Here is a 23,622-nt window from a genome sequence, read left to right on the forward strand (position 1 = left end):
GCGGGAGGAAAGGAGAAAACCATGCAAACAACGAACGATCTGTGATAGATTGACCCGTCGGGGACGCCGGGGGAGGCGTTTCCCGGTCGAGGAAGCGACACCCGCCATCATCCTGTGAAGGGAGTGACATCGATGAAGGTCCTCGTTGTCGGCGGCGGCGGCAGGGAGCATACGCTCGTCTGGAAGCTCGCCCGCTCGCCCCGGGTCGACGAAGTATACGCGGCGCCGGGAAACGCGGGAATCGCCTCGATCGGCACCTGCGTTCCGGTGGCGGCCGACGACAAGCAGGCACTTCTCGATTTCGCGCGGGAAAAAGAGATCGATCTCACCGTCGTCGGACCCGAGGCCCCGCTCGTCGCCGGGATCGTCGAGCTGTTCCGTTCGAAGAACCGGCGGATCTTCGGATTCGACAGCAGGGGCGCGCTGCTCGAGGGAAGCAAGATATGGGCGAAGCAGTTCATGAAACGCCACGGGATTCCCACGGGCGGATTCGACATCTTCGACGGCTACTGCGCCGCCGAGTCGTTCGTCGCCGAGCACGAGCCCCCGTTCGTAATCAAGGCGGACGGTCTCGCCGCCGGGAAGGGCGTCATGATCTGCTCGACGCTCGCCGAGGCCAGGGCCGCGGTCGGCGCCGCGATGAAGGATCGGGCGTTCGGGGAGGCGGGCAGCCGGATCATCGTCGAGGAGTTCCTCCGCGGGCCGGAGATCTCGGTGCTCGCCCTCTTCGACGGGAAGGACTACCGGCTGTTCGTGCCCTCGCAGGATCACAAGCGCGCGTTCGACGGCGATCTCGGACCCAACACGGGCGGCATGGGCGCCTACGCCCCCGTTTCCCTCTACACCGGCGAGGCGGCCGAGCGGATCCGCACGGAGATCATCGAACCGACCTTCGAGGGGATGCGCGCCGAGGGGATCGCCGGCGCGGGTGTGCTCTACTTCGGGATCATGATGACCGGTGACGGCCCGAAGGTCCTCGAATACAACTGCAGGTTCGGCGATCCGGAGACGCAGGTCATCCTGCCGCTGTTCGGCGGCGATCTCTTCGAGGCGATATGGGCGGCCACCGAGGGGCGTCTGGGCACGGTGCGCTTCGAGAACAGCGCCGCCGCCGCGGCATGCGTCGTCGTGGCGTCGGGGGGCTATCCCGGCCCCTACACGAGCGGGTACGAGATCACGGGCATCGACAGGGCCAGGGAGAAGGGGTGCATCGTCTTCCACGCCGGCACGACGATGGACGGAGGCGTCCTGAAGACGGCCGGCGGACGCGTGCTCGGCGTGACGGGGCTCGGAACGACGCTGCAGGAAGCGCTCGAGGCCGCCTACGCCGGCATCGACGAGATCGCCTTCACCGATTGCTTTTCGAGACGTGACATCGGACGAAAGGGACTGAGATGAGCACGAAGCTGCAGGTCGCCGTCGTCATGGGAAGCGAGAGCGACCGCGAAACGATGGAACTCTGCCTCGCCGAGCTCGAGAAATTCCACATCGCCGCGGAGATCGTCGTCTCCTCGGCGCACCGGATGCCGGAGAAGACGCGGGACTATGTCGTCGAGGCGGAAGAGCGCGGCGCGAAGGTCTTCATCGCCGGCGCCGGCATGGCGGCGGCGTTGCCGGGATTCGTGGCATCCGTCACCACGAAGCCGGTCATCGGCGTTCCGCTGGCCAGCGGCCTGCCGGGCGGCCTGGATGCGCTCCTGGCGATCGTCCAGATGCCGCCGGGCGTGCCGGTGGCGACAGTCGCGGTCGGCAAGGCGGGGGCGCGCAACGCCGCGATCCTCGCCGCCGAGATCCTCGCGATCGGGGACGACGGGCTCCGGAAACGGCTCGACGAACTGCGCGAGCAATGGCGAAACAAGTAGCGAGAGACGCCGAAGCTGCGAGGCGACGACCCGCGGACGTCGCCGGGGGCCGCGCCGGAACGCGCGTCGTCGCCGCGCCGGTCACGGGCTATTTCACGCCGGCGAAGATCAGGCGCGTCGCGGCGATCATGCGCGCCGGCGGGATCGCCGTCCTTCCCACCGACACGATCTACGGTTTCCACTGCATCGTTTCGGATCCCGCGGCCGCGGGGCGCATCGGCGAGCTCAAGGGCCGCGGGGCCGGGAAGGGATTCATCCTCCTCTGCGCCGACATGGCGATGGTGGAGACGGTCGTCGCCCGCTGGCCGGGGGATTCGCGCCGTATCCTCGAGAGGGAGTGGCCCGCGCCCCTCACCGCGATCCTGCCCGCCGCGAAGACGCTTCGTCCCGCATTGCGGCCGCGGAACGCCGTCGCCGTGCGGATCCCCGCGCACGACGATCTCCGTCGCCTCATACGACTGATCGGGGAGCCGATCGTCTCGACGAGCGTCAACCGGGCGGGAGAGGAGCCGATGCGCAGCATCGCCATGATCAGGAAGCGGTACCCGTTTCCCGCCGTCCTCATATCGAGGCGTGGAAGCAGGCGCCGTGCGCCGTCCACGATCGTCGACTGCACGGGCGCGGCGTGCGTGGTGGTGCGGAAGGGGAGCCGCGAGGAGCCGGTTGCGACCGCACCGGCGCGCGTGCCCACGGAAGGATGACACCGCCCGGACGCCGGGCCTCAAACACATCGCCCGATGGCGAGTCACGTTCGCTCGAAATCGACGATCGCCACGTTGCCGAGGTTGCATACCAGCGGGAGCGAGCCGAGAACGTCGAAGGATCTCGTCAGGTCCAGGGGCAGCAGGCGCATCCTCCCGGAGAGATATCCGACATTGGGCGGGGGCAGGAACGAGATCGTCCTGCTGCCGACGACACGGAACCGCCGCGAGAATCGATTGGCGACCGCGCCGATCGACAGCGGCGTCTCGTACCCGAAGAGCCTGAACCGGTCGGGATCCCTTCCCAGCAGGAGCGCCAGGCGGTAGTTGAGGTTCCAGCACGATCTCTTGTTGAAGAAGATGACCGAGAGCGTTCCGCCAGGCTTGAGCCATCGCGCGCAGTTATCCATGAACGCCCGCGTGTCCCCGGCATCGAGGAAATGCACGTCGAACGGGGAGACGATCCTGTCGTACGCGCCTTCCGGGGGCTCGGCGTCGTCTCCGACGGGGCTGCCCGGCAGGAGCTGGATCCGCTTGCCGAGGAACTGCTCGATGAACCACGATTCGTCGCCGCTCCCCGCGAGATGGTCGACGGCAGCCTCGTCGAAGCAGAACGCGCCCATCAGGGTCGATGTCACGAGCCATCGCTCGCCGTCGCCCAGTCGGCGCCGCATCTCCACCAGGGCATGGCGGTACACGGGCAGCCCCTCTTTCGGGTGCCGGTAGTACCGGCCCGTGTCGAAACCGGCCCTCGCCCAGCGTCTGCGCGCGTCGACGTGCGATCCGTACGTTTCCCCGTTCCGGCCGAGGGATTCGTCGTCGAAGCTCATGTGGAGCTCCGCGAAATCCCGTTCGGGGGGCGGTTGCCCCTCGCCGGCGACGCCCAGGGCGATGAAGGCCGCTATGATCCATTCGTCCGGCAGATGGAGGACGGACCTGACGAGCGGCTGGTTCAGCCTGCCGGCGACGACGCACGTGCCGATTTCCATCCCCGTCGCGGCGAGCAGGAAGTTCTCCATCGCGAGACCGGCGTCGAGGCAGGGGGCGAGGTTGTTTTTCAGCGTCGTGTTCCGGTACCGGGTCGTGTCGACGCAGACGACAGCCAGGGTGATCGGCTGGCCGAGTATCGGCTGGTTGAAGGCCGCAGGCGCCACCGCATCGATCAGCCGGCGATTCTTCACGAACCGGAAATGGACGGTCTGCCTGTTGCACGAGCTCGGCGCCCAGAGGGCCATCTCCACGAGCTTTCCGAGCGTTCGACGGTCGATATCGCCGCCGGTGAAGGTCCGGACCGATCTGCGCCGCCGTACGAGCGATTCGAGATCATTCATGCGATACCGCCGCTGCCGGTTACAGTTTCTCGATCAGCAGGCTGCATTTCAGCTCGCTGCCTTTCGCCACGTTCCTGCCGACCGTGACATAGAGTTGGCTGGTGATCCCCGATGTCGAGAGCATGTGCCGTTCCTGGTGGTGCGTCCATGCGTACCCCTGCGCGCACGAGAGCCGATACGATTCGCCGCCGAGGGTCATGCGAACCGCCGCGCCGCGTATCTCGACGGAGGCGTCGTTCTTCCCGTCCGAGAGCAGCAGGGGATGCGTCACCAGCAACGCGTCGAGGAAACGGCCGATACGGAATTCGTAGGAGATCTCGAGAGAGTCCTCCGTCAGGCGAATGGTCTTCTCCACGGCCAGCCCGTTGAAGCTCTTCGCCAAAACGAGGCGATCCTCACGGATCAGCACGTCGGCGTTGGTCGTGAAATCAGGGCCCCAGTCGCTTCGTTTCCCGAACGCGCGGATGCCGTCGTAGACGCCGTTGTTGAGCATGCCCGCCGACCTCACGGGCATGACCACGCCCAGTCCCTCCACGCGGTAGCATGGAGAGGGGAACGCCCGCAGCCTGCTGCCGCCGATGACCACGTTGAACATCCCCGTCGCCGGGCAGTATCCCCCGTGGAATCCGCCTCGGTGCCTGCGGAGCGACACTCCTGCCGAACTGCCGCCGGCGCGGATATGTGCATACCCCGCTTCTTCGTCCACGAACATGTCCCCGGATCGGATCACGGGCCGGGGAAGCTCTTCTAGCTGCGCATGCTCCGACACGATCTCGGCCGCGTCCAGCAGGAAGCTGAATCCCTGGGTCACGTACATGGTCATGGTCGCGTAGTTCTCGAATCCGACGCGCAGCGCGTTCGAGAATCGGTTCGGGGTGACGGAGCAGGAGCCGTCGTCCCTGATGAACCGCGACCACCATTCGAAGTGCCTTCGGAGCATCGATGCCGCCTCCCCGCCGTTCCTGATCGCGCACAGGTAGACGAAACAGCCGCATGTCCAGAAGTGCTCGCGGCTCCGCTCCGTCATCGAGAAGGAGCCGTCCGCCGCGACGAGGCGATCGATCCACGCGAGACCTTTGGCGACGATGCCGCCTATCCGTCTCATCGCCGGAGCGAGCTCGGGGGCGGGGCGGCGTTTCCACCAGCGAAGCGTCTCGCAGAGCACGGCGCACGAGAAGAGGTGGTAGGCGATCGGTTTCATGTCTCTCCTGCCGGCATCCTCCATGCCGAGACGACCGCGTATCTTGTCGGGCAGGAGCCGGTAGCGGCGCACGTCGCCCGGATAATACTCGACGGGGGGGCGCACGATACTGATGGTGTCGTCGATGAACCCGAGGGAATTCTGCATTTCCTCGACGGCGTCGAGCAGCCGGTCGAGTCTCGCCGCATCGGGCCGTTCCATGCCCAGCATGACGCGCATGGCCGACGCACCGATGAGCAGGCAGCGGGCGTTCGTGTTGGGAGGATCGAGACGTCGGCCTCGACGAGCGAACCGTTCCCGCCATTCGTCGCGTCGCCCGGCGCCGCAGGCATCGCCGAGCAGCTCGACCGCCTTGAGGGACCAGAAGACGAGGAAGATGTCGGTGAAGGGGGTGTTGTCGGTCGGCCGTTCGAGTTTCTCGAGCGAGCGGTCGACCAGGCGCTCCGCGGCCGCGCGGTACCGCTCGCACCCGTATCGGCGATGCAGCCCCGCGAGGATGTGCGCGGCGATCCCGGGACCGTATCCCTCGCCGTAGACCGTCTCGAACGGATCGCGCAACTCGCCCGTTTGTCCGTCGATCCAGCCGATGAGGCCGTCGCCGAATCCGCGTACCGCGGAAAAGAGGCGCTCGCAATCGAGGGGGGTGCCGTCGTTCGCGTTCATCGTGCGCCGTCACGCTCCTTCACGCGTGCCGGGGCGCACGCGGTGAACCGGAGGGGAATCATGCCGCCGATCGCCGCGCGACGTCCACGGACCCGGCCGACGACTTCTCAATAGCATATTCCCCCGTCTCTCTCAAGACTTCATATGGCGTGCCGCCGCGTTCCGCATCCGCGGGGGGAAGACACGCCTCCGGCGAAGCCGACGGCGCCGCGCCGGGCGGCAAAGCGGTTGAAATCATCAGGATGGTGTGGAATACTTGACGCCGGTCATCAGGTATCCACCCGGAACGAGGAGCTTATCGATGAAACGATCCGTCGCGGGCGCCATGCTCGTTTTCTGCGTCGCACTCGTCGCCTTCGCCTCCTGCTCGGGAAAGCGTGCCGATACGGCGGGAACGCGCACGCCTCCCGTCTACGACGGAGAGGCGCTTTCGGCGGCGCAGGATCTTTTGCGCGAGGCGGGGACCCTCATGGACGGCGACGACGTCGAGGGCGCCCTCGCGAAGATCGGCGAGGCCTTCGCCCTCGTGCCAAGCACGATCGCGCGTGACTACAACGAGGCCTGCGTCTACGCCCGCGCCGGCGAGAAAGAGAAGGCGTTCGCCCGGATCGATCGTCTCCTCGACGACGGCTACGATCTCTGGGAATACCTCGAGTACGATCCGGATCTCGACGCTCTCCGCGACGATCCTCGCATGGCCGGGGCGATCGCGGCCGCAAAGACGAATTTCGAGACGGGAAGCGCAATCTTCGCGAAAGGATTTCCTCCGCCCGGCGACGTGCCGCCGTCGGTCGGCACGGTCGAGGCGCTCGACGAGTGGCGGAAAGAGCAGGATCGTCTCCGCGGTTTGCATCGATGGTTCCGAACCGACATCGAGCATCTCACGGCGACGGTCGCCACGATTTCGACCTGGCTGGCCGCGCGCGCGGCGATCGCCCCGGGCGACGCGGAATTCGACGCCGGCCTCGAGCGGGTCGCCGCCGCGTACCGTCTCCGGTCGCCCTACAGTCCGGGATGGGGAGGGGCGAGCGATCTCGTCGTCGCCGAGGCCGACGCATTTCTCGCGACGAGGCCGTCAAAGGAGAAGACCTCGCAGGCGCGTTACGAGGCGGGAGCCGCGCTCACCTGCAAGTACGCCTACGACGATCCGCGCCGGGTCGGGGCCTTCGAGCAGGCTGCTGCCTACTTCGCGAAGGTCGACGAATCGAGCGAATTCCATGGCGCCGCCCTCATGACGGCGGCGATCAACGCGAATACCGTGCCCGGCTCGGACGAAGAATCGCTCAAGCGGGAACTCGTCCGCCAGCTCGAAACGTTTGCCGGCGACGAACGGGCCCGCCGTGTCGTCTCCGTTCGCTTCGGTTCCGACGCCGCGGCGATGCTGTGGCCCATTCCGCTCGAGGCCGCCGATATCGACGGCGCCTCGGTCTCGCTGGACGAGTACCGCGGCAAGGCGGTTCTCGTCGATTTCTGGGCGACCTGGTGCGCTCCCTGCCGCCGCGAGATCCCCGGCATGGTGGAGATGTACGGGAGATACCACGACCGGGGATTCGAGATCCTCTCGATCTCGCTCGATTCGCCGGAGCGGATGAACGAGGCGGCCTTCCGCGAGTGGATCGCCGGGCAGGGGATGACCTGGCGTCATGTCTACGACGGCGATGCCTGGAACTCGCCGCTCGTTCGTTCCTTCTTCGTCGGATCCATCCCGGCTCCCTACCTCGTCGGTCCCGACGGATCGCTCGTCGCGTGGGGCGATGAATGCCGGCAGGGCAAGCTCGCGGCGAACGTCGAGAAGGCCCTCGCCGCGGCGGGGCGTTGACGATGCCCCCCCGGCAGCCTGCCGCGGGGGTTCCTCTGTTCGGGATCATTTCCCGGCCTTCCTTGTGCGCGGAGGCCGTCCGAGGTATCGCCTCGTCCAGTCGATGAACGCGCGGGAAGCGGTCCGGTGCTCCGCCGTCCACGCATCGGCCCCGGGCAGTCCGGCGTTTCCCAGGATCACGCGGGACATCGCGTCGCGATGTCCCGCCTCGACCGCCGCCCTGACGAAGGGCGCGTAGCATTCCCACGCGAACCCCGGTTTTCGATCCTTTCCGTCACTTGCAAGCTCGGCGACGAGGCCGAAAACAGTGTCGAGCTGGCGGACGAGTTCCTCTGCCTTCGGCCGGTCGCCGTTTCCTCCCGCCTTCTCGAGGGCCGTTGCCATGGAAAGCCCCATCTCGACGGCGCCGAAATCGTCCACGCCGTCCTCCGGCAGGTCGGAAAACATGATTTTCATAGCGGAATCGCTTTCGCGGTAGACGCCGCCGCCGATCATCCAGCGGATTTTTCCCAGTGCGCTGTTCGCCCGCCGCGTTTCCGATTCCAGACAGAGGAAGAGGGAGAAGGCGAGAATCGACGGCACGCGCCGGTTCGCCATGAAGTAGAAATCACCGATCGCGTAGTGCGAGGAAGCGTGAAGGGGATCCAGCCGAGCCGACTCCTGCGTGAACCGCATCGCCTCGGCGGAGTCGCCGCGGCGGAAGAACATCGTGGCGAGGTTGAACGGAAGGAGGTGGAAATCCGGAAACCGCTCCATCCCTTCGCGGAATACCCGTTCCGATTCGTTCCACCGCTCGAGACGCGAAAGGGCGTTTCCCGCGCTCACGTAGACGAGGTGCATGAAGTCGTTCTCGTAGCGCGCGGCGTGGAGCGCGGCATCGAGGCTCGCCTCGAATCGTCTCGCGGAGAAGAGGGACATCGACAGCTCGTACCAGGCGAAGGGGCTCGCCGGATTGATCTCGAGGGCGGCATCGTACGCGATGATGGCCGCATCGTAATCGCCGCGATCGTGGAGATCGATCCCCTTCATGACGAGCGTGCGCACGGCGTCGTCGTCGGGGCGCGGTTCGAGAGTGGGCGGCGGGATATACGGGCCGTGCGCGCAGGAGAAGAGGACGGCGAGACACACGACGACCGGCGGGATGCATGAACGCACGTCGATTCCCTTTCGACGGACTCTGACGGTTCTTCTGCGTTCGGGGGCGAGCCCCATGCGATCGGATGCATCCTAACCCGGCGGAAACGCGGAATCAAGATTGAACCGGAGACCGGTCACCTGTCGCGCTCCGAGCTGTCCTCGCGGCCGTCCTCGTAGATGCCGACGATCCGTTCGGGATTGCCGTCCGCGTCGAGCTCGAAGCGCATCCGGAAATAGACGATGCCGTCCAGCACGAAGGTGTTTCTCGATACCGCGTACATCCTCCTGAAGGCCGCGGGATCGGTCGTGTCCCGGGCGTAGTAAAGCGCTCCCTCCTCGAACCGGACGTGCCGCGGGCCGTAGGCTCCCGCGAGGCTCGGGGGGGTGCCCCAGGCCCGCCTCGATCGTCCCGCGGGGCAGGCATGAGGCGATGGGAGCGTCGAGGTCGATCGTGCCGCGATCGACGAGTCTCATGACAGCGTAGGCGAAGAGGGGTTTCGCGAGGGAGGCGGCCTCGAAGATCGTCTCGTCTGTCACCGGCGCCCCGGTCGATGCGTTCTTCGCGCCGTAGCCGGCGGTCCACACGACGCGGTCGTCGCTGACGAGGGCCGCCTGCAGGCCGGGGATCCTGCCCGCCGACATGAGGGTCGGCAACAGGGAGTCCGTCTCGGCAACGATCGACCGGATGTCATCGCGCCGGAGCGGGGGGGGCGACTTCGCCCGCCCGGCAGGGAATGGTCGAGACCGCGAACAACGCGCACGACGGCAGACCGGCGACGAAGCGCACGGTACGTCTCTTCATGTCGATCTCCCGCGTTGTCGATGCGCCATGGCCACGCGATGCACAGAATACGGGGGGAAACGGATTATTGTTGCGGCGGTCGGCGGGTTTCATCGGGTCGGTGCGGGGGAGACGGTCGTTTGGCCGCTCATACGATCAGGACGCGCTCATCCTCGATGGAGACCGTGCGCGTGATCGACGTGACGGCCAGGCCGCCGATACGTACCGGCACCTTCCCGTCCTTCTCGGCCTCGACCTCGACGAAGACCCTGGCGAGCGAGTCGATCTCGTTCCCCTGGTCCATGATCATCGTCCTCGGCGTGATGACGCCGTGCCGGAGCAGGTAGGATGCGAGGCTCGCGGCGCCGGCGCCCGAGGCGATGTCTTCCCAGAGTCCCGTGGCGGGGGAAAAATGGCGGGAGTACGTGAATGCGTCCTCGTTGAGGGCGTCGAGCGTGAAGATGTCCGTCGTGTCCACGCCGATCCGCTGGTTCATGAGCATCAGCCGGATGAGATCGGGATGCATCTCGCGGACCGCCTCGGCGTGCTGGACGGGGACGAGGAGCTGCACGATCCCGTTCCTGACGACCTCGACGGGCAGCCCGGTCCGCTTGACCTCGAACGGGTCGATGCCGCAGATGTCGGCGATCTCCTCGAGGGGAACGGTGGCGTCCCGGTGGTCGCTGACCGCCAGACTCAACATGATACGCTCGAGGAATCCGACCGTATGGCCACCGACCTCGACGGGCAGGGCGCCCGGGGAGACGCCGGAGGCGATCGACCGGAAGTGTATGTCGATCGGCACCGGACCGCTCTTCGTCTCGACGAGCAGGCTGGTGACGCCGTCGGCCAGTTCGACGAGGCCCTCCTCGACGAGAGCGTAGGCGACGGCGATGACCGAGTGGCCGCTGAAGTCGTATTCGCAATTCGGCGTGAAGAAACGGGCTCGCCAGGGAATCGTCATCGAGCCGGTCGACTGCACGAACGCCGTCTCGGCCGTGGCCATCTCGGCGGCGATGCGCTGCATCGCCCCGCCGTCGAGTTCGTCCGCGCCCAGGACGATCCCCGCGGGGTTGCCGCGAAACGGCGCCGTCGTGAAGGTGTCGATCTGTTTAAGGGCGAGTTCCTTCATCCGTTCATCCTCCGGCCGATCCCGTGACGCATCGTGCACGATATTCGTGCATGACGGCGAATCGTTTCCCGTCGCTCCCCGTCGTTTCCCGCCCGGGGGCGTCGTGTGACTAGCATGCAACACTCAGGATGACAACCGGATGCAGAGCCGCCGTTGCTGTATCGAACGCGAGCGACGCTTCGATACGGATACCAGCGGAAAAAAGGAGTGCATGCGACATGCCGTCCAACGAAGAAGCGGAGCGCGGAATCGTTTCGGCGGGCAAAGAGATCGTTCGACCGGTGCAACGCGGTCAGGCGCGCATGCCGTCGAGGAGAAGACGCGCCGTGGAACGAGCGAGATCGGCGGGGTCTATGGCGTCGCGATCGTCGTCTCCGGCGAGAACGGCGTGCACGGCGGCTCCCCCGGTCGATCGCAACTGGCCGTCGATGAGAAGCATCGAGAGCCCGTGGGCCTCGACCCATACGTGCCGGACGAGCGCCAGGGGATTCTCCGGGCGGAGCGATCCCTCGCGGATGCACTCCTCGATGGTCTTGATCGGGTGCGCGATCGCCGCGGCAGCCGCGTCGCGCAGGGCCGTGGAGGCTTCCCGGTTCGTTTCCTCGGCGAACATCAGCCGGTACATCGACGGATCCTCGACGGCGAAGAGGACGAACGCCTCGAAGAGCTGGCCGAGACGGTCCAGGGGATCGGTGCCGGCGGCGTCGACTGCGGCGAGACGCGACTCGAGACGACGGAAGCCGTCCGCCGCGATCGCCGAGAGGAGAGCCCCCTTGTTGCGGAAATGGCGATAGAGCGCGGAACGCGATACGCCGACGCGGGTTGCGAGCGTCCGGATCGTGAGCGCATGCACGCCGCGTTCGGCGATCATAACCCGGGCCTCGTCGAGGAGTTTCGTGCCGAGCCCGACATGATGGTACGTGTTGCCTTGCAGGAGAGTGCCTCCATGGAACGATTCACCGGGCGTGCTGTCGACGTAGTATAACGATTGGTGTTGACAGTGTCAACATTCATGATGTAGATTGAGGGTGGCGGCGATCCGGGCGATGATTCCGATCGCCGGCGCCGCCAGGACCATATACCCTCGAGGGGGCTGCAATGAGAATTCTTATCGTCTATCCGGAGACGCCGTCGACATTCTACGGGTTCCGCCATGCGTTGCGGTTCATTTCCAAGCGCTCCAACGGACCGCCGCTCGGCCTGATCACGATGGCCGCGATGCTGCCTCGGGAGTGGGACCTGCGGCTCGTCGACATGAACGTGACATCCCTGCGCGATCAGGATATCGCGAGTGCCGATTACGTTTTCCTCGGGGGAATGAACGTGCAGGAACGCTCGTTCCGCGAGGTTCTCGGACGGTGCGACCGGCTCGGCGTGCCGGTCGTCGCCGGCGGCTCCATGGTGTCCCTGGAGCCGGAACGCTTCCAGGGAATCGGGAGCCTCGTTCTCGGCGAGGCGGAAGAGCTGATGCCGAGGCTCGTGGAGGATCTCCGCCGCGGCTCGCCGGCAGCCATCTACAAGGCAGACGGATTTCCCGATGTCACCGCGACGCCCATGCCGCGATGGGATCTGCTCGACACGAAGGCCTACGCATCGATGAACGTCCAGTATTCCCGCGGATGCCCGTTCAATTGCGAGTTCTGCAGCATCGCGGCGCTCAACGGGCGCCGCACGAGGGTGAAGAGTGCGGCGCAATTCGTCGCGGAGCTCGAGTGTCTCCGCTCGAACGGCTGGCGTGACGACATCTTCGTCGTCGACGACAACTTCATCGGCAACCGGCGGAACCTGAAAGAGGAGGTTTTGCCGGCCATCATCGACTGGTCGCGCCGCAACCGCCGACCGTTCGCCTTCACGACGGAGGCCTCGATCGATCTCGCCGACGATCCCGAGCTCGTCGCGCTCATGGTCGAGGCGGGATTCCGGTCGGTCTTCGTCGGGATCGAGTCCACCGACGACGCGAGTCTCGCCGAATGCGGGAAGCGCCAGAACCGCGGCAGGAACATGCTCGATTCGGTCAGGTCGCTGCAGCGCGCCGGCCTCCGCGTCCAGGCGGGATTCATCGTCGGCTTCGACAGCGACTCTCCGAAGATCTTCCGCCGGATGTTCGAATTCATCCAGCAGAGCGGGATCGTCGAGGCGATGGTCGGGCTGCTCAACGCGCCGCCACAGACGCGGCTCTTCGACCGGCTGGATCGCGAGAAACGGCTCGTCCGCTCGTCCTCGGGCAACAATACCGACGGATCGACCAACTTCGTGCCGCGGATGGGTTACCAGACGCTCGTCAACGGATACACTGCGCTCGTTCAGAAGCTGTATTCGAACCGCCGTTACTACGATCGCGTCCGCCGGTTTCTCGCGACCTACGAGCCCCCCGCGCGGGGATCGTCGGGTGTGCCGTTCTACAAGCTCAAACCGCTCCTGAAGACGATGTGGTCGCTCGGCGTCGTCGAGCGGGGGCGTTTCGATTTCTGGCGGCTCTTCTTCCACACGCTGTTCCGTCAGCCGCGCCTCTTTCCCATGGCGATGACGCTGGCGGTCTACGGCCTGCACTTCAGGCGGATCGCGGCCGGCATCTGCTGATCCCCGCCGTCGCGGACGCCTCGCCGTTGTGGACATCCCCTCTCCGGGGCGGTATGATGCCGGCGAGGGAGGATACGCCATGCCCGCCTGCCGGCTTTCCGCGGCGTCGTTGTTCGTGCTCGCCTGCCTTGTCGCCTGTTCGCCACATCCCGGCCTCGCCGACGGGCCCGGGGAGCGACCGGCCGGTCTGCCCGCCGGGGAGTGCGCATACGCGCTCGTCGCCGCCGAGGCGGCGGAGCGCGGCCTTCCCGTCATCGAGGACACCACCGTATATTTCGTCTATCTGAACGACGCCGCGGCGACCGTCGCCGTGGCGGGCGACTTCAACGGCTGGAACGACGCGGCCGACCGGATGAGGCGCGTTCCCGGGACCGGTACCTGGCACCTCCGCAAGACCTTCGAACGGGATGCCCGGCTCGACTACAAGTTCGTCGTCGACGGGGACACGTGGCTGCTCGATCCCCGGAATCCGCGGACGGTCGAGGGCGGATTCGGCCTGAATTCGGCCTTCGCCATGCCGGCCTACGAGCCGCCCGACGAAATCGAGTCGCGGTCGGGCGTCGCGCGGGGCCGGATCGACACGCTCGTCTTCCACAGCGATTCCCTCGGCAACGATCGCGCGGTATACGTCTACCTGCCGCCCGGCTATGGAAGGGAGGGGGGAGGCCCGTACCCGATGCTGCTCGTCAACGACGGCGGAGACTACCTGCGTCTCGGCTCGATGGCGACGGTCCTCGACAACCTCATGGACGGGGGCGAGATCGATCCGCTCGTCGCCCTCTTCGTCGACCCGGTCGACCGCCGCGGCGAGTACGCGCTCTCCTTCGTTTTCGCCTCGATGATCACCGACGAGCTTCTTCCGGCGATCGAGTCCCGGTACAGGCTCGTCGCCGACCCGGCCGGCCGCGGCGTCATGGGCGCCTCGCTGGGAGGGCTCGTCTCCGTCTTCCTCGCCGGGGAGCATCCCGAGGTCTTCGGATTCTGCGCAAGCCAGTCGGGAGCCTTCGGCGTCGCCGACGACTGGCTCATACGGCGGATCGACGCGGGGGGAAAGCGGCCGATCCGCGTCTACCTCGACTGGGGGAGCTACGAGGGGGAGCTCGCCGATTCGAACCGGCGCCTCGCGGCGAGCCTCGAGGCGAGGGGGTACGATTTCACCGCCGCCGTCGTCCACGAGGGCCATTCCTGGGGGAGCTGGCGCGCCCGTATCGACGACATCCTGCGTTCGTTCCTGCCGGCGACGGAGTAGCGCTGACCGGTACCGGCAACCGGCCGGCAGACAGGCCGCCCGGCCTCGACACCGGCGATTGCGCAGCAGATGGAAAGAACTGGTTACAATAGTAAACAAATTCATACATAGTAAAATATATTTTCATTTGACATAATAATTACTCTATAGTACAATCCTGCCCAATCAGGGGACTCACCGAAGACATCGCATCATCACGCCGACCGGCTGCCGCGGGATCCGGATGCGCGGGCGTCGTGCCACGCCCGTATGCGCCTTCGCGCATTCCGGGAACGCGGCGTTTCCGGTCGCATGCTGAGGGAGGAGCGAAGATGTTTAGAGCCCGTTCCGGAAATCGGCGGGTATCCGCGCGATCGATCGGCGCCGCCGTCTGCGCGGCGATCGCCGTGTGCGCGATCCTCTGTGCGCCCGTCGGGGCGGCCGCTTACGACGAGACGGTCTGCGCACGGAAGTACTGCCCCGGTACCTGCACGCAGCCCCACCCGACGCAGCCCTGCATGAGCGGGAGTTTGCCGCCCTCGGGGGACTGCCAGTGCTACAGCGATTTCACGATCTCCTTCTCCCAGGTCGTCCATCTGACGGCGACGAACCTCGACAGCGACTGCGGCGGCGGCCGGACCGGCTGGTTCGTCATCTACAACACGAGCGGGACGGAGGCCTATGCCTGGAGCATGGGAGGAGCTGGATTCGGCTGGAGCGACGACGTGACGCTCGCTCCCGGCACCTATCGCCTCGATCCGGGCGCGATGTCGGGGGGCACCTACTGCGTCGAGTTCTGGAGCGGAGCGGCCGATTGCAGCTCGTCACTCGCGATGGCGAGCGCCGACTTCGGCGAGGTCGAATCGGGGGACTGCGCCGGATGGCGGACAGCCACCTTCCGGAACGACGGCAACCAGACCTTCTCCGGTATCGCCGTCTCGGTGACCGATCCGAACTTCCATCTCGATCTCGCCGGCGTGCCGACGACCCTCGATCCCGGCGACGACCTCGATTTCGAGGTGCAGTTCTGCGCGCCCGGGGGATTGACCTTCGACCAGCCGTACGCCGGCTTCATCCAGGTGGCCTATACCTGCAACGGCGCCGTGAACCAGCGCCAGCAGACGGTCAGCGGCACGGCGCACGTGCGGCGCGGCGAGCTCGATGTCGCATCGAGCTTCGACGTGGGCGAGGCCGACTGGACGCTCGCTTCGCCGGGCAACCGGGTCGAACGGAACCTGTCGATCGCCAACGTCGGCGACGCCTCGATGACCGTCGTCGCCTCGATCGTCGACGACGGGGGAGGCGTCTTCGACCTGCCGTCGGGGGGAAGCGTGGGAACGGTCTCCGGCGGATCCTCGCGCAGCCTGCGGGTAGGCGCGACGGTCTTCGACGAGACGACCTACACGGGAACCCTCAGGATCGAGGCCGACTACGGGAGCGGGCTCGGCTCGTCCGCCCTCGTCACCCTTCACGCGACGGGGCATCACCCCGTTCCCCACGTCGGATTCATCACGGCGGACATCGACTACGGCGAGGTCGAGATCGACTACGCCTTCCACCAGGCAATCAGGATCGAGAACACGGGGGACGCCGTCCTCACGTTCGGGATCGCTCTCGAGGATCCGTCGGACACGGACGCGACCGAATTCACGCTCGATCTCGGCTCGCAGTCGATCGGGGCAGGACGCTCGGACCTCTTCGAGATGACCTTCCACCCGATGACGGCGGATTACCGAGAGATAGTCCTTCTCGTCGGGCCGACGAACGAGGAGCCGCCGAACACGTACCGCGTCCGGCTGCACGGGACGGGAACCGAGCCGATTCCCCTCTCGACGATGCTCGTCGTCGACCGCTCGGGGAGCATGGACGGGATGGCGGGAGACGTCCGAAAGATCGTCGCGGCGAGCGACGCGGGCGATCTCTACGTCGATCTCGTACGCGACGCGTGGGACTCGATCGGCCTCACGAAATACAACGAGAGCAACTCGACGCCGGTGCCCCTCGATCAGGTGAGCGCGAACCGGGCCGCCATGCTCGCGGCCCTCGGCGACATCACGGGGGAACTCCTCCCCGACGGCGCGACCGGGATCGGCGGGGCCATGCAGACGGCGGCCGGCGAGTTCGTCTCGAGCCCCGCGGAAAACGCGCAGGCGATGATCGTCCTCACCGACGGCAAGGAGAACGTGGAGCCCTGGATCGCCGATGCCATGCCGGGCATCCGGGGAGACCATCCCGACCTGCGGATCTTCAGCGTCGGCATCGGCGATCCGATCGAGACGGGCGCGTACGGCGTGGAAGGGATCGAGACGACGAAGCTCCAGCAGATCGCCGAAGACACCGACGCCCTCTTCCGTGTCGTCCAGTCGATCTCCGGCGAGCATCGATACGATCTCGAAGCCTTCTATTTCAAGGTCTTCGCCAAGGCGACCGGCCGCCAGCTGGCTCTCGATCCCCTCTACATGGTCCCGTATTCCCCGGGAATGACGCTCGTCTCGACCGTGGACATCGTGTCGTGCGACCGGGACGCCGATTTTCTCGTCATCAGCGAGCTCTACCGCGTGCCGCAGTTCGAGACGGCCCTCTTCCTCCAGGATCCGACGGGCCAGATCGTCGATCCCTCCGCGACGATCGGCGGGATCGCCGTGCACGTCAAGGCGGGAGACCACTACCGGCTCTACCGGGTGAAGTTCCCGCCCCGATCGGAGAGCGACTCCTATTCCGGCGCGTGGCGGCTCTATCTCCAGGTCGAGGGCGATCCCGCGGAGATCAAGAGATACGCGACGAGCGTGCAGGTCGTGCCCGGGTACGTCCCGGTCGCCTTCATGGCGGCCGTCGGGTCCGATTACCGGCTCGAGGCCTCGATCACGCCGGGGGAGGTTCTCGTCGGCGAACCGCTGCGCCTGTCGGCCCGGACGACCGAGGCGTGGTGGCCCAATCCCGACGCCGACGTCGACGTGGAGATCACGAGGCCCGACGGGTCGACGGCGACCCTGGTTCTGCACGACGACGGCCTTCACGACGACGGCGAGGCGGGGGACGCCGCCTTCGCCGTCACCCTCACCGACACCTACCGGGAGGGGTACTACGAGTTCCTGGTTCGCAGCCGGGGCAGGACCGAGCGGGGGGAGCGGGTCACCCGCGAGCGCTACCTGTCCAAGCATGTCGGCGCCTACCCGCCCGACCGTCCGTCGCGGGAGTGCATCCCGTGCTGGCTGCTGCGCCTGCTGCTCGTTTTGTTCCTGCTCCTTCTGATCTTCATCGCGCTCTGGCTGATCCGATGCTGCTACCGGCTGCACCGGATCCGGGGATGACCGAGGCGGCGCGAAGAGGACGCCGGCGATTCGATCGCGGCGCGGTGCGGGGATGAGCGGGTGATGCGGCGCGACGCGGGGGGACGGGGCGAAAGCCCCGCCCCCCCGTCGGTTGTCCGGGTCATTCGGCGAGGAGCTCCATCTCGTCGATCGGCATGAGAGGCATGATTTCCCCGTTGTGATCGATGCGGAAACGGAGGTAGTCGCGGAGCCCGCCGCCGAGCAGCGTTTCTTCGACGAGGCCGCTTCGCGATCCGGCGCCGACGTTCCGGCGCACGAGCCCGCCGAGATCGAAGAGGGGCGGAACGGGCCGCTCGACGATCTTCACCGGTTCCTCCGGCGCGATGCCCGCCATCTCGCTGGCGATGCCGATCGCGCGGTCGAGGCCGCCGATGACGTCGACGAGCCCGATTTCGAGCCCGTCGGAACCCGACCAGACCCGTCCCTGCGCGATCTCGTGTATCTCCTCCCGCGGGCGGCCGCGCCCCTCGGCTACCTTGTCGACGAATATCTCGTAGAAGTCGAGGATGTTCTTTCGCCGGATTCGCCGCTCCTCCGTCGAGAGCGGACGGACGGGAAGGTTAACGGGGCCGGACAGGCCCAGGTCGGCGTGGCGGCCGATCGATACCCGATCGGTCGTGACGCCGAGCCGGTCGTAGAGCCCCTTGTCGTACAGCCACCCGCCGATGACGCCGATCGATCCGGTGATCGTCGACGGTGCGGCGACGATCGAGTCGCCGTACATCGAGATCCAGTAGCCGCCAGAACCGGCGACGGCGCCCTGCGAGACGACGACCGGTTTCGACCGTGCGCACGTCCGGATCGCCTCGGCGACGATATCGGAGGCGAGACCGTCGCCACCGGGGGAGTCGACGCGGAAAACGACCGCCGCGACGCGGGAATCCGATGCGACCTCTTCGATGTCCTTCACGAGGCTGCGGGCCGATATCCCCTCGTCCATCGCGCAGACGCCGAGCGCGTAGACGACGGCGATCCGCTTCGTCTCGCCCCACCGCTCGTCGGTGGGGGGAAGGTCGGTCCAGAGATACCCGGGATCGACAAGCCGTTTCGCCTCCCCCTCGAGGGACTCGATCGCCTTTTCGAAGGCGTCCCGCCTGGCGAGGGTGTCGACGAGGCCCCGCTTCTCGGCCTCGGCGGGAAGGAAGACCCACTCGTCGTCGACCATCCGGTCGAACGCCGCGGGATCGATTCCGCGCGCCGCGCAGATATCCTCGCGGGCGATACGGTGGCGTTCCTCGTTGATGCGGCCGAGCTGCTCGCGGTCCGCGTCCGACATCTCCCGCCGGGAGAGCGTCTCGAAGGCGGACTTGTACTCGAGGAACCGCAGTTCGTCGAATCCGATCCCCAGCTTCTCGAGGGTGCCGGTGAGATAATAGCGGCCCATCATGTGCCCCTCGAGCGTGATCGAGCCGGCCGGATCGAGAAGGATGCGGTCGGCGATCGAGGCGAGGTGGTAGTGGTCGATCCCGGCGCGGTCGACGTAGGCGACGATCTTCTTGCCCGAGGCCCGGAACAGGCGGAGCCGCTCTCGGATCTCCCAGGACAGCTCGCGGCTCCCAGCGAACCCGGAGAGATTCATCGCGATGCCGCCGACACGCTCGTCCCGTTCGGCCCGGTCGATCGTTCGAAGAATCCCGGACAGGGTGAGCGATTTGTCGAACCAGCGGTACCGCTGGTACGTGACGGGACCCCTGAGGTCGAGTACCACGTAGGTTCGGTTCTCTCGGGCGGCGGCGCGGAGCACGTTGCGCTCGCGTCCGAAGAACCGGAGCGCATGGGAGTTGTAGGCGTACTCGCCGTTCGCGTCGATGTGGGACTGGGAACGGATGCCGAAGCCGTCGAACCCGAGGGCGACGCCGATCGTCACGGCATCGGAATCGAACCATCGCGCGGCGAGGCGCAAACCGGGAAGCGGCTCGACGACGGCTCCCACGCTCCACCGCGCGTCCGCCGGGCGCTCGTGGTCCTGCATCGAGGCGTCGCCGAAGATCGTGAGACGCCTCGTCCCGAACGGCCGCAGGGCGACATCGAGCACTCCTTCCGATTCGAGATCGCTGGAGAGGATGTAGGTCGCGGTGCCGCCGACCGAGAGAAAGCGGGACGGTCTCAGGAGCAGGCCGAAGCTCGTCGTGTTCTCGCGCCGGAAGACGTCCGTGTCGCCCGTCGACCAGCCGTAGGACACGCCGAATCCGACCGTCCGGGTTCCGCCTCCGATCGCGTACCGGAAATCGGTGACGTTGCCGTACGGCTCCTGGCTCCGGATGAAACCGAACGAGTACGCGAGCCGCGAGGCGCGCAGGGGCAGGACGGTGAAGAATCCCAACCGGTCGATGTCCTCGAGCGCGTTCTCGCGGTCGGCGATCGCGAAGAGGAACTCGTAGCTCTCCGCGTAGGAGAGCACTCCCGGGTTCGCCCAGCCGTAGAGGCCGTTCCCGAACGCGCCGGGGGAGGCGAAAAGGAAGGGGTTCTCCAGGTGGTAGGCCGGAATCGCGACCTCCGCCGCGGCCAGGGTGGCGAATACGAAAAGGAGGAGCGCGGACAGGGCGATCGTTCTCATCGTTGTTCCTTTCAAATAAATCGTGCGCGGCCTCTGTCGGGCGGCTTCTTCCGTGTATACCGCTCCGGCGATCGGCCGTCAATTCCCATTGAGACGCATGGCGCCGGGATCGTACAATCGGCGCCGGGAAAATCGATCGTCGGAATCGCTCGTGACACGGGAGGTGCAGCATGAAGCGTTCGGTCCTTCTCTGCCTCGCCATCCTGTCCGCCGCGGTCGCGGGAGTCGTTCTCGCGGACGCGACGGACGGGGATGCGGACGACATCGGCGCGGTCCTGGATGCCCAGGTGCGCGGATGGAACGAGCGGGGCGTCGACGCGTTCATGGAGGCGTACTGGCGGTCTCCGGACATGACATTCCACTCGGGCACGGATCGGGTCGAGGGATGGGAGACGCTCCGCGGGAGATACCGTGCGAGGTACGAGGGCAAGCGGCGCGGCGAGCTCGCGTTCGAGAACGTCCGTGTCGTCATGCTCGCCGCCGACGCGGCCTATGCAACCGGCAAATGGCGCGTGACGACCGGCGGGGAGGTCGCGACAGGGCTCTTCACACTCGTTTTCAGGCGGTTCGACGATGGCTGGCGCATCGTGCACGACCATACCTCGTGACCGCGCGGGCGGAGCGGCCCGCGGCCGGATCGACAAACGTTTTCCGCGAGCCTTTCTCGCCGGTTTCCTCCTTGCCGGACTGGCTGCCGGCGCTTCAGGAGCCGCGGACGCCGCGGCGGGGGCGAAGACCGGTCTTGTCGGCCGGAGCCTCGATCTCTGCGGCGCGTGGGAGTTCCGCAGGGTCGGCGACGCCCGATGGCTCCCGGCGACCGTCCCCGGAGTCGTCCATACCGACCTCCTCGCCGCCGGGCTCATCGGCGATCCTTTCTATCGCGACAACGAGGCGCATCTCCAGTGGATCGGGGAGGAAAACTGGGAATACCGGCGCGTCTTCGACGTCGAGGGCGCCGCGAGCCGGCGAGCCTGTCTCGTTTTCGAGGGCCTCGACACCTTCGCCGATGTCTTCCTGAACGACTCGCTCCTCTTCACTGCCGACAACATGTTCCGCCGGTGGCGCGCGCCGTGCGGGCCGCTGCTCTGTGACGGGGAAAACGAGCTGCGCGTCGTGTTCCGTTCGATCGCGCGCGCGACGCGCGATGCGTGGAGCGAATCCGGCATCGATCTTCCCGGCGGAGAACGCGTGACGGCGCGCAAGGCGGCCTGCCACTTCGGATGGGACTGGGCGCCGCGCTTCCTGACGATGGGCGTCTGGCGTCCCGTTCGGCTGGAGCTCCCCGGAACGGTGCGTGTCAAGGACGTCCGCATCGGCATCCGATCGCTCGACGGGGGGGCCGCCGCGTGCGAGGCCATCGTCGAGACGGAGGCCGCCGGCCCCTTCGACGGCACGGTCGCGCTTCGATTCGGCGACGAGACGGTTTTGCCCGTTCGCCGGCGCGCGGCGATCGCCGCCGGCGTCGACACCCTCGTGATCCCGTTCTCCATCGGGAAGCCGCGTCTCTGGTGGTGCAACGGCCTCGGCGAGCCGCATCTCTACGCGGCGAGCGTGGACATCGAGACGGGAGGGGGCCGCGTCGTCGACAGCAGGACGACGCGTTTCGGCCTGCGGACGATCGAGCTCGTCACCGAGCCGGACGGAGCCGGGGAGACCTTCTTCTTCCGACTGAACGGCCGGCCCGTCTTCATGAAGGGCGCCAATCACGTGCCAGCGGACTGCTTTCTCCCGCGCGCGGGCCGGGCACGTCTCGAACGAATCGTTGACGACGCGGCCGCGGCGAACATGAACATGCTCCGCGTCTGGGGCGGGGGCGTCTACGAAACAGACGCCTTCTACGACCGGTGCGACGAGCGGGGTATCCTCGTCTGGCAGGACTTCATGTTCGCCTGCGCCCTCTATCCCTGGGACGAGGCGTTCCTTCGCAACGTCCGGGAGGAAGCGGCCGACAACCTGCGTCGCCTTCGCGGCCACCCGTGCATCGCCCTCTGGTGCGGCAACAACGAGATCGACGAGGCCTGGCGCAACTGGGGCTGGCGGGAGCTGTTCGACGACAGCGCCGCCGCGGTCGTCCGCGCCGGGTACGAGGCGCTGTTCCACGAACTCCTTCCCGGGGAAGTCGCCCGGCACGCTCCCGGCGCGGCATACGAGGCCTCGTCGCCTCGTTTCGGGCGGGCCGACCCCCGCAGTTTCGCCGAGGGGGACGCCCATTACTGGGGCGTCTGGCACGACGGGGAGCCCTTTGCCGCGTTCGAGGAGAAGGTGCCGCGTTTCATGAGCGAATTCGGCTTCCAGTCCCTTCCCGGGCAGGAGACCGTCGCCGGCTTCACCCTGCCGGGCGATTGGGCGATCGATTCGCCGGTCATGCGGGCGCACCAGAGGCATCCGAGCGGGAACGAGCTGATCCGGCGGTATCTCGGGATGTATTTCCGCGAACCCGTCGGATTCGGGGCGCTGTTGTCGACGAGCCAGCTGCTCCAGGCCCTCGGCGTGGAGACGGCGATACACGCCCACCGGCGGAGCGAGCCGTACTGCATGGGATCGCTCTACTGGCAGCTCGGCGACTGCTGGCCCGTCGCGTCCTGGTCCGGGATCGATTATCACGGGCGCTGGAAAGCGCTCCACGCAATCGTTCGCCGTGCCTTCGCCGATGTGCTCGTTTCCTGCGTTCGCTCGGGGGAGGGGGTGAGGGTCTGCGTGGTGAACGACGGTCCCGAACGGATACGCGGCCGGCTGCAACTCGAGCTCGTCGATTTCCGCGGCGAGCGTCTCTGGGAGCGTTCCGTCGACGTGGATGCCGAAAGCGGTCTGCCGTGGATTGTCGAGGCCGCGGACGCGCCCCTCGCCGGACGCGAGAAGGAGGTCGTCCTCGTCGCCGCGCTCGATGCGCCCGGCGGACCCTTCGCGGGGACGTTCTGGTTCGTTCCGCCGAAGGATCTCCGTCTCGAGCCGCCCGGCATCGAGTGGCGTATCCGCGAGGAAGAGGGCGCATGGATCGTCGATCTCGCCGCCGCGCGCGTCGCCAGGTGGGTCGGTCTCTCCGTGGCAAACGCAGACGCCTCCTTCGACGACAACTGGTTCGATCTCGTGCCGGGGCGCGAAAAGCGGGTCCGGATCCTTCGCCCGCGCCCCGCGGACGGCCCCGCCCCGCTTCTCGGCGTCACCTCGCTCCACGATCTGACGCGATCCGACGAGAAAGCACGATAGGTCATCGCGATCCGGCGGATTTTCCTTGCAGCATGCCGCAAATATGTTAGTATACGAACAGTTCGTACACTAACTATCCATTGGAATGCCT

The 23,622-nt window shown here is 66.8% G+C and carries 16 protein-coding genes; 9 read left to right on the forward strand and 7 right to left on the reverse strand.

The window, feature by feature from the left end:
- Window positions 1–132: 132 nt before the first annotated feature.
- From purD to JW876_07645, 3 genes are read left to right on the forward strand one after another with little or no spacing between them, the layout of a single operon-like run.
- Window positions 133–1,398, forward strand: coding sequence for a phosphoribosylamine--glycine ligase (purD, locus tag JW876_07635; GenBank protein ID MBN1885376.1), 1,266 nt, complete (start codon window positions 133–135; stop codon window positions 1,396–1,398).
- On the forward strand, window positions 1,395–1,862 hold the full coding sequence (gene purE, locus JW876_07640) for a 5-(carboxyamino)imidazole ribonucleotide mutase (protein MBN1885377.1): 468 nt from the start codon (window positions 1,395–1,397) through the stop codon (window positions 1,860–1,862). The genes purD and purE overlap by 4 nt, the downstream gene beginning before the upstream one ends.
- Window positions 1,847–2,563: a threonylcarbamoyl-AMP synthase gene (locus JW876_07645; protein MBN1885378.1), complete on the forward strand. Its 717-nt coding sequence runs from the start codon at window positions 1,847–1,849 to the stop codon at window positions 2,561–2,563. The genes purE and JW876_07645 overlap by 16 nt, the downstream gene beginning before the upstream one ends.
- A 44-nt stretch (window positions 2,564–2,607) precedes the next feature.
- On the opposite strand, the gene JW876_07650 is transcribed toward JW876_07645, so the two are convergent.
- Together JW876_07650 and JW876_07655 are read right to left on the reverse strand one after the other, a co-directional pair.
- A complete protein-coding gene (locus tag JW876_07650) occupies window positions 2,608–3,894 on the reverse strand; it encodes a nitroreductase family protein (protein ID MBN1885379.1) in 1,287 nt (428 codons plus the stop codon).
- 19 nt (window positions 3,895–3,913) lie between these two features.
- On the reverse strand, window positions 3,914–5,758 hold the full coding sequence (locus JW876_07655; GenBank protein ID MBN1885380.1) for a hypothetical protein: 1,845 nt from the start codon (window positions 5,756–5,758) through the stop codon (window positions 3,914–3,916).
- Window positions 5,759–6,059: 301 nt separating this feature from the next.
- Between JW876_07655 and JW876_07660 the strand changes: the two genes are divergently transcribed.
- Window positions 6,060–7,577 carry a redoxin domain-containing protein gene (locus JW876_07660; GenBank protein ID MBN1885381.1) on the forward strand — a complete coding sequence of 506 codons (1,518 nt, stop codon included), beginning with the start codon at window positions 6,060–6,062 and terminating at the stop codon, window positions 7,575–7,577.
- 45 nt (window positions 7,578–7,622) lie between these two features.
- Here the strand turns inward: JW876_07660 and JW876_07665 are convergent, their stop codons facing one another.
- The 4 genes from JW876_07665 to JW876_07680 all read right to left on the reverse strand — a co-directional run bounded on the left by JW876_07665 (window position 7,623) and on the right by JW876_07680 (window position 11,498).
- Window positions 7,623–8,732: a tetratricopeptide repeat protein gene (locus JW876_07665; protein ID MBN1885382.1), complete on the reverse strand. Its 1,110-nt coding sequence runs from the start codon at window positions 8,730–8,732 to the stop codon at window positions 7,623–7,625.
- A gap of 72 nt (window positions 8,733–8,804) precedes the next feature.
- On the reverse strand, window positions 8,805–9,368 hold the full coding sequence (locus JW876_07670) for a beta-lactamase family protein (protein ID MBN1885383.1): 564 nt from the start codon (window positions 9,366–9,368) through the stop codon (window positions 8,805–8,807).
- Between the two features lie 275 nt (window positions 9,369–9,643).
- Complete coding sequence (locus JW876_07675; GenBank protein ID MBN1885384.1) at window positions 9,644–10,627, reverse strand: PhzF family phenazine biosynthesis protein; 984 nt, start codon at window positions 10,625–10,627, stop codon at window positions 9,644–9,646.
- A 292-nt stretch (window positions 10,628–10,919) separates the two neighbouring features.
- On the reverse strand, window positions 10,920–11,498 hold the full coding sequence (locus tag JW876_07680) for a helix-turn-helix transcriptional regulator (protein MBN1885385.1): 579 nt from the start codon (window positions 11,496–11,498) through the stop codon (window positions 10,920–10,922).
- Between the two features lie 227 nt (window positions 11,499–11,725).
- Between JW876_07680 and JW876_07685 the strand changes: the two genes are divergently transcribed.
- The 3 genes from JW876_07685 to JW876_07695 all read left to right on the forward strand — a co-directional run bounded on the left by JW876_07685 (window position 11,726) and on the right by JW876_07695 (window position 17,746).
- Window positions 11,726–13,207, forward strand: coding sequence for a DUF4070 domain-containing protein (locus tag JW876_07685; protein MBN1885386.1), 1,482 nt, complete (start codon window positions 11,726–11,728; stop codon window positions 13,205–13,207).
- Window positions 13,208–13,286: 79 nt separating this feature from the next.
- Complete coding sequence (locus JW876_07690; protein ID MBN1885387.1) at window positions 13,287–14,456, forward strand: hypothetical protein; 1,170 nt, start codon at window positions 13,287–13,289, stop codon at window positions 14,454–14,456.
- Window positions 14,457–14,767: 311 nt separating this feature from the next.
- On the forward strand, window positions 14,768–17,746 hold the full coding sequence (locus JW876_07695; GenBank protein MBN1885388.1) for a choice-of-anchor D domain-containing protein: 2,979 nt from the start codon (window positions 14,768–14,770) through the stop codon (window positions 17,744–17,746).
- Window positions 17,747–17,867: 121 nt separating this feature from the next.
- Here JW876_07695 and sppA read toward each other — a convergent pair whose 3' ends face one another.
- On the reverse strand, window positions 17,868–20,324 hold the full coding sequence (gene sppA, locus JW876_07700; GenBank protein ID MBN1885389.1) for a signal peptide peptidase SppA: 2,457 nt from the start codon (window positions 20,322–20,324) through the stop codon (window positions 17,868–17,870).
- A 170-nt stretch (window positions 20,325–20,494) separates the two neighbouring features.
- Here sppA and JW876_07705 point away from each other — a divergent pair, with 170 nt between their 5' ends.
- Window positions 20,495–20,932 carry a nuclear transport factor 2 family protein gene (locus JW876_07705; protein MBN1885390.1) on the forward strand — a complete coding sequence of 146 codons (438 nt, stop codon included), beginning with the start codon at window positions 20,495–20,497 and terminating at the stop codon, window positions 20,930–20,932.
- Window positions 20,898–23,531 (forward strand): glycoside hydrolase family 2 protein, encoded by a 2,634-nt coding sequence (locus JW876_07710; GenBank protein ID MBN1885391.1) that lies wholly within the window; start codon window positions 20,898–20,900, stop codon window positions 23,529–23,531. The genes JW876_07705 and JW876_07710 overlap by 35 nt, the downstream gene beginning before the upstream one ends.
- The last annotated feature ends 91 nt before the right edge of the window (window positions 23,532–23,622 follow it).

This window comes from Candidatus Krumholzibacteriota bacterium, assembly GCA_016931295.1.
Taxonomy (GTDB): Bacteria; Krumholzibacteriota; Krumholzibacteriia; order Krumholzibacteriales; family Krumholzibacteriaceae; genus JAFGEZ01.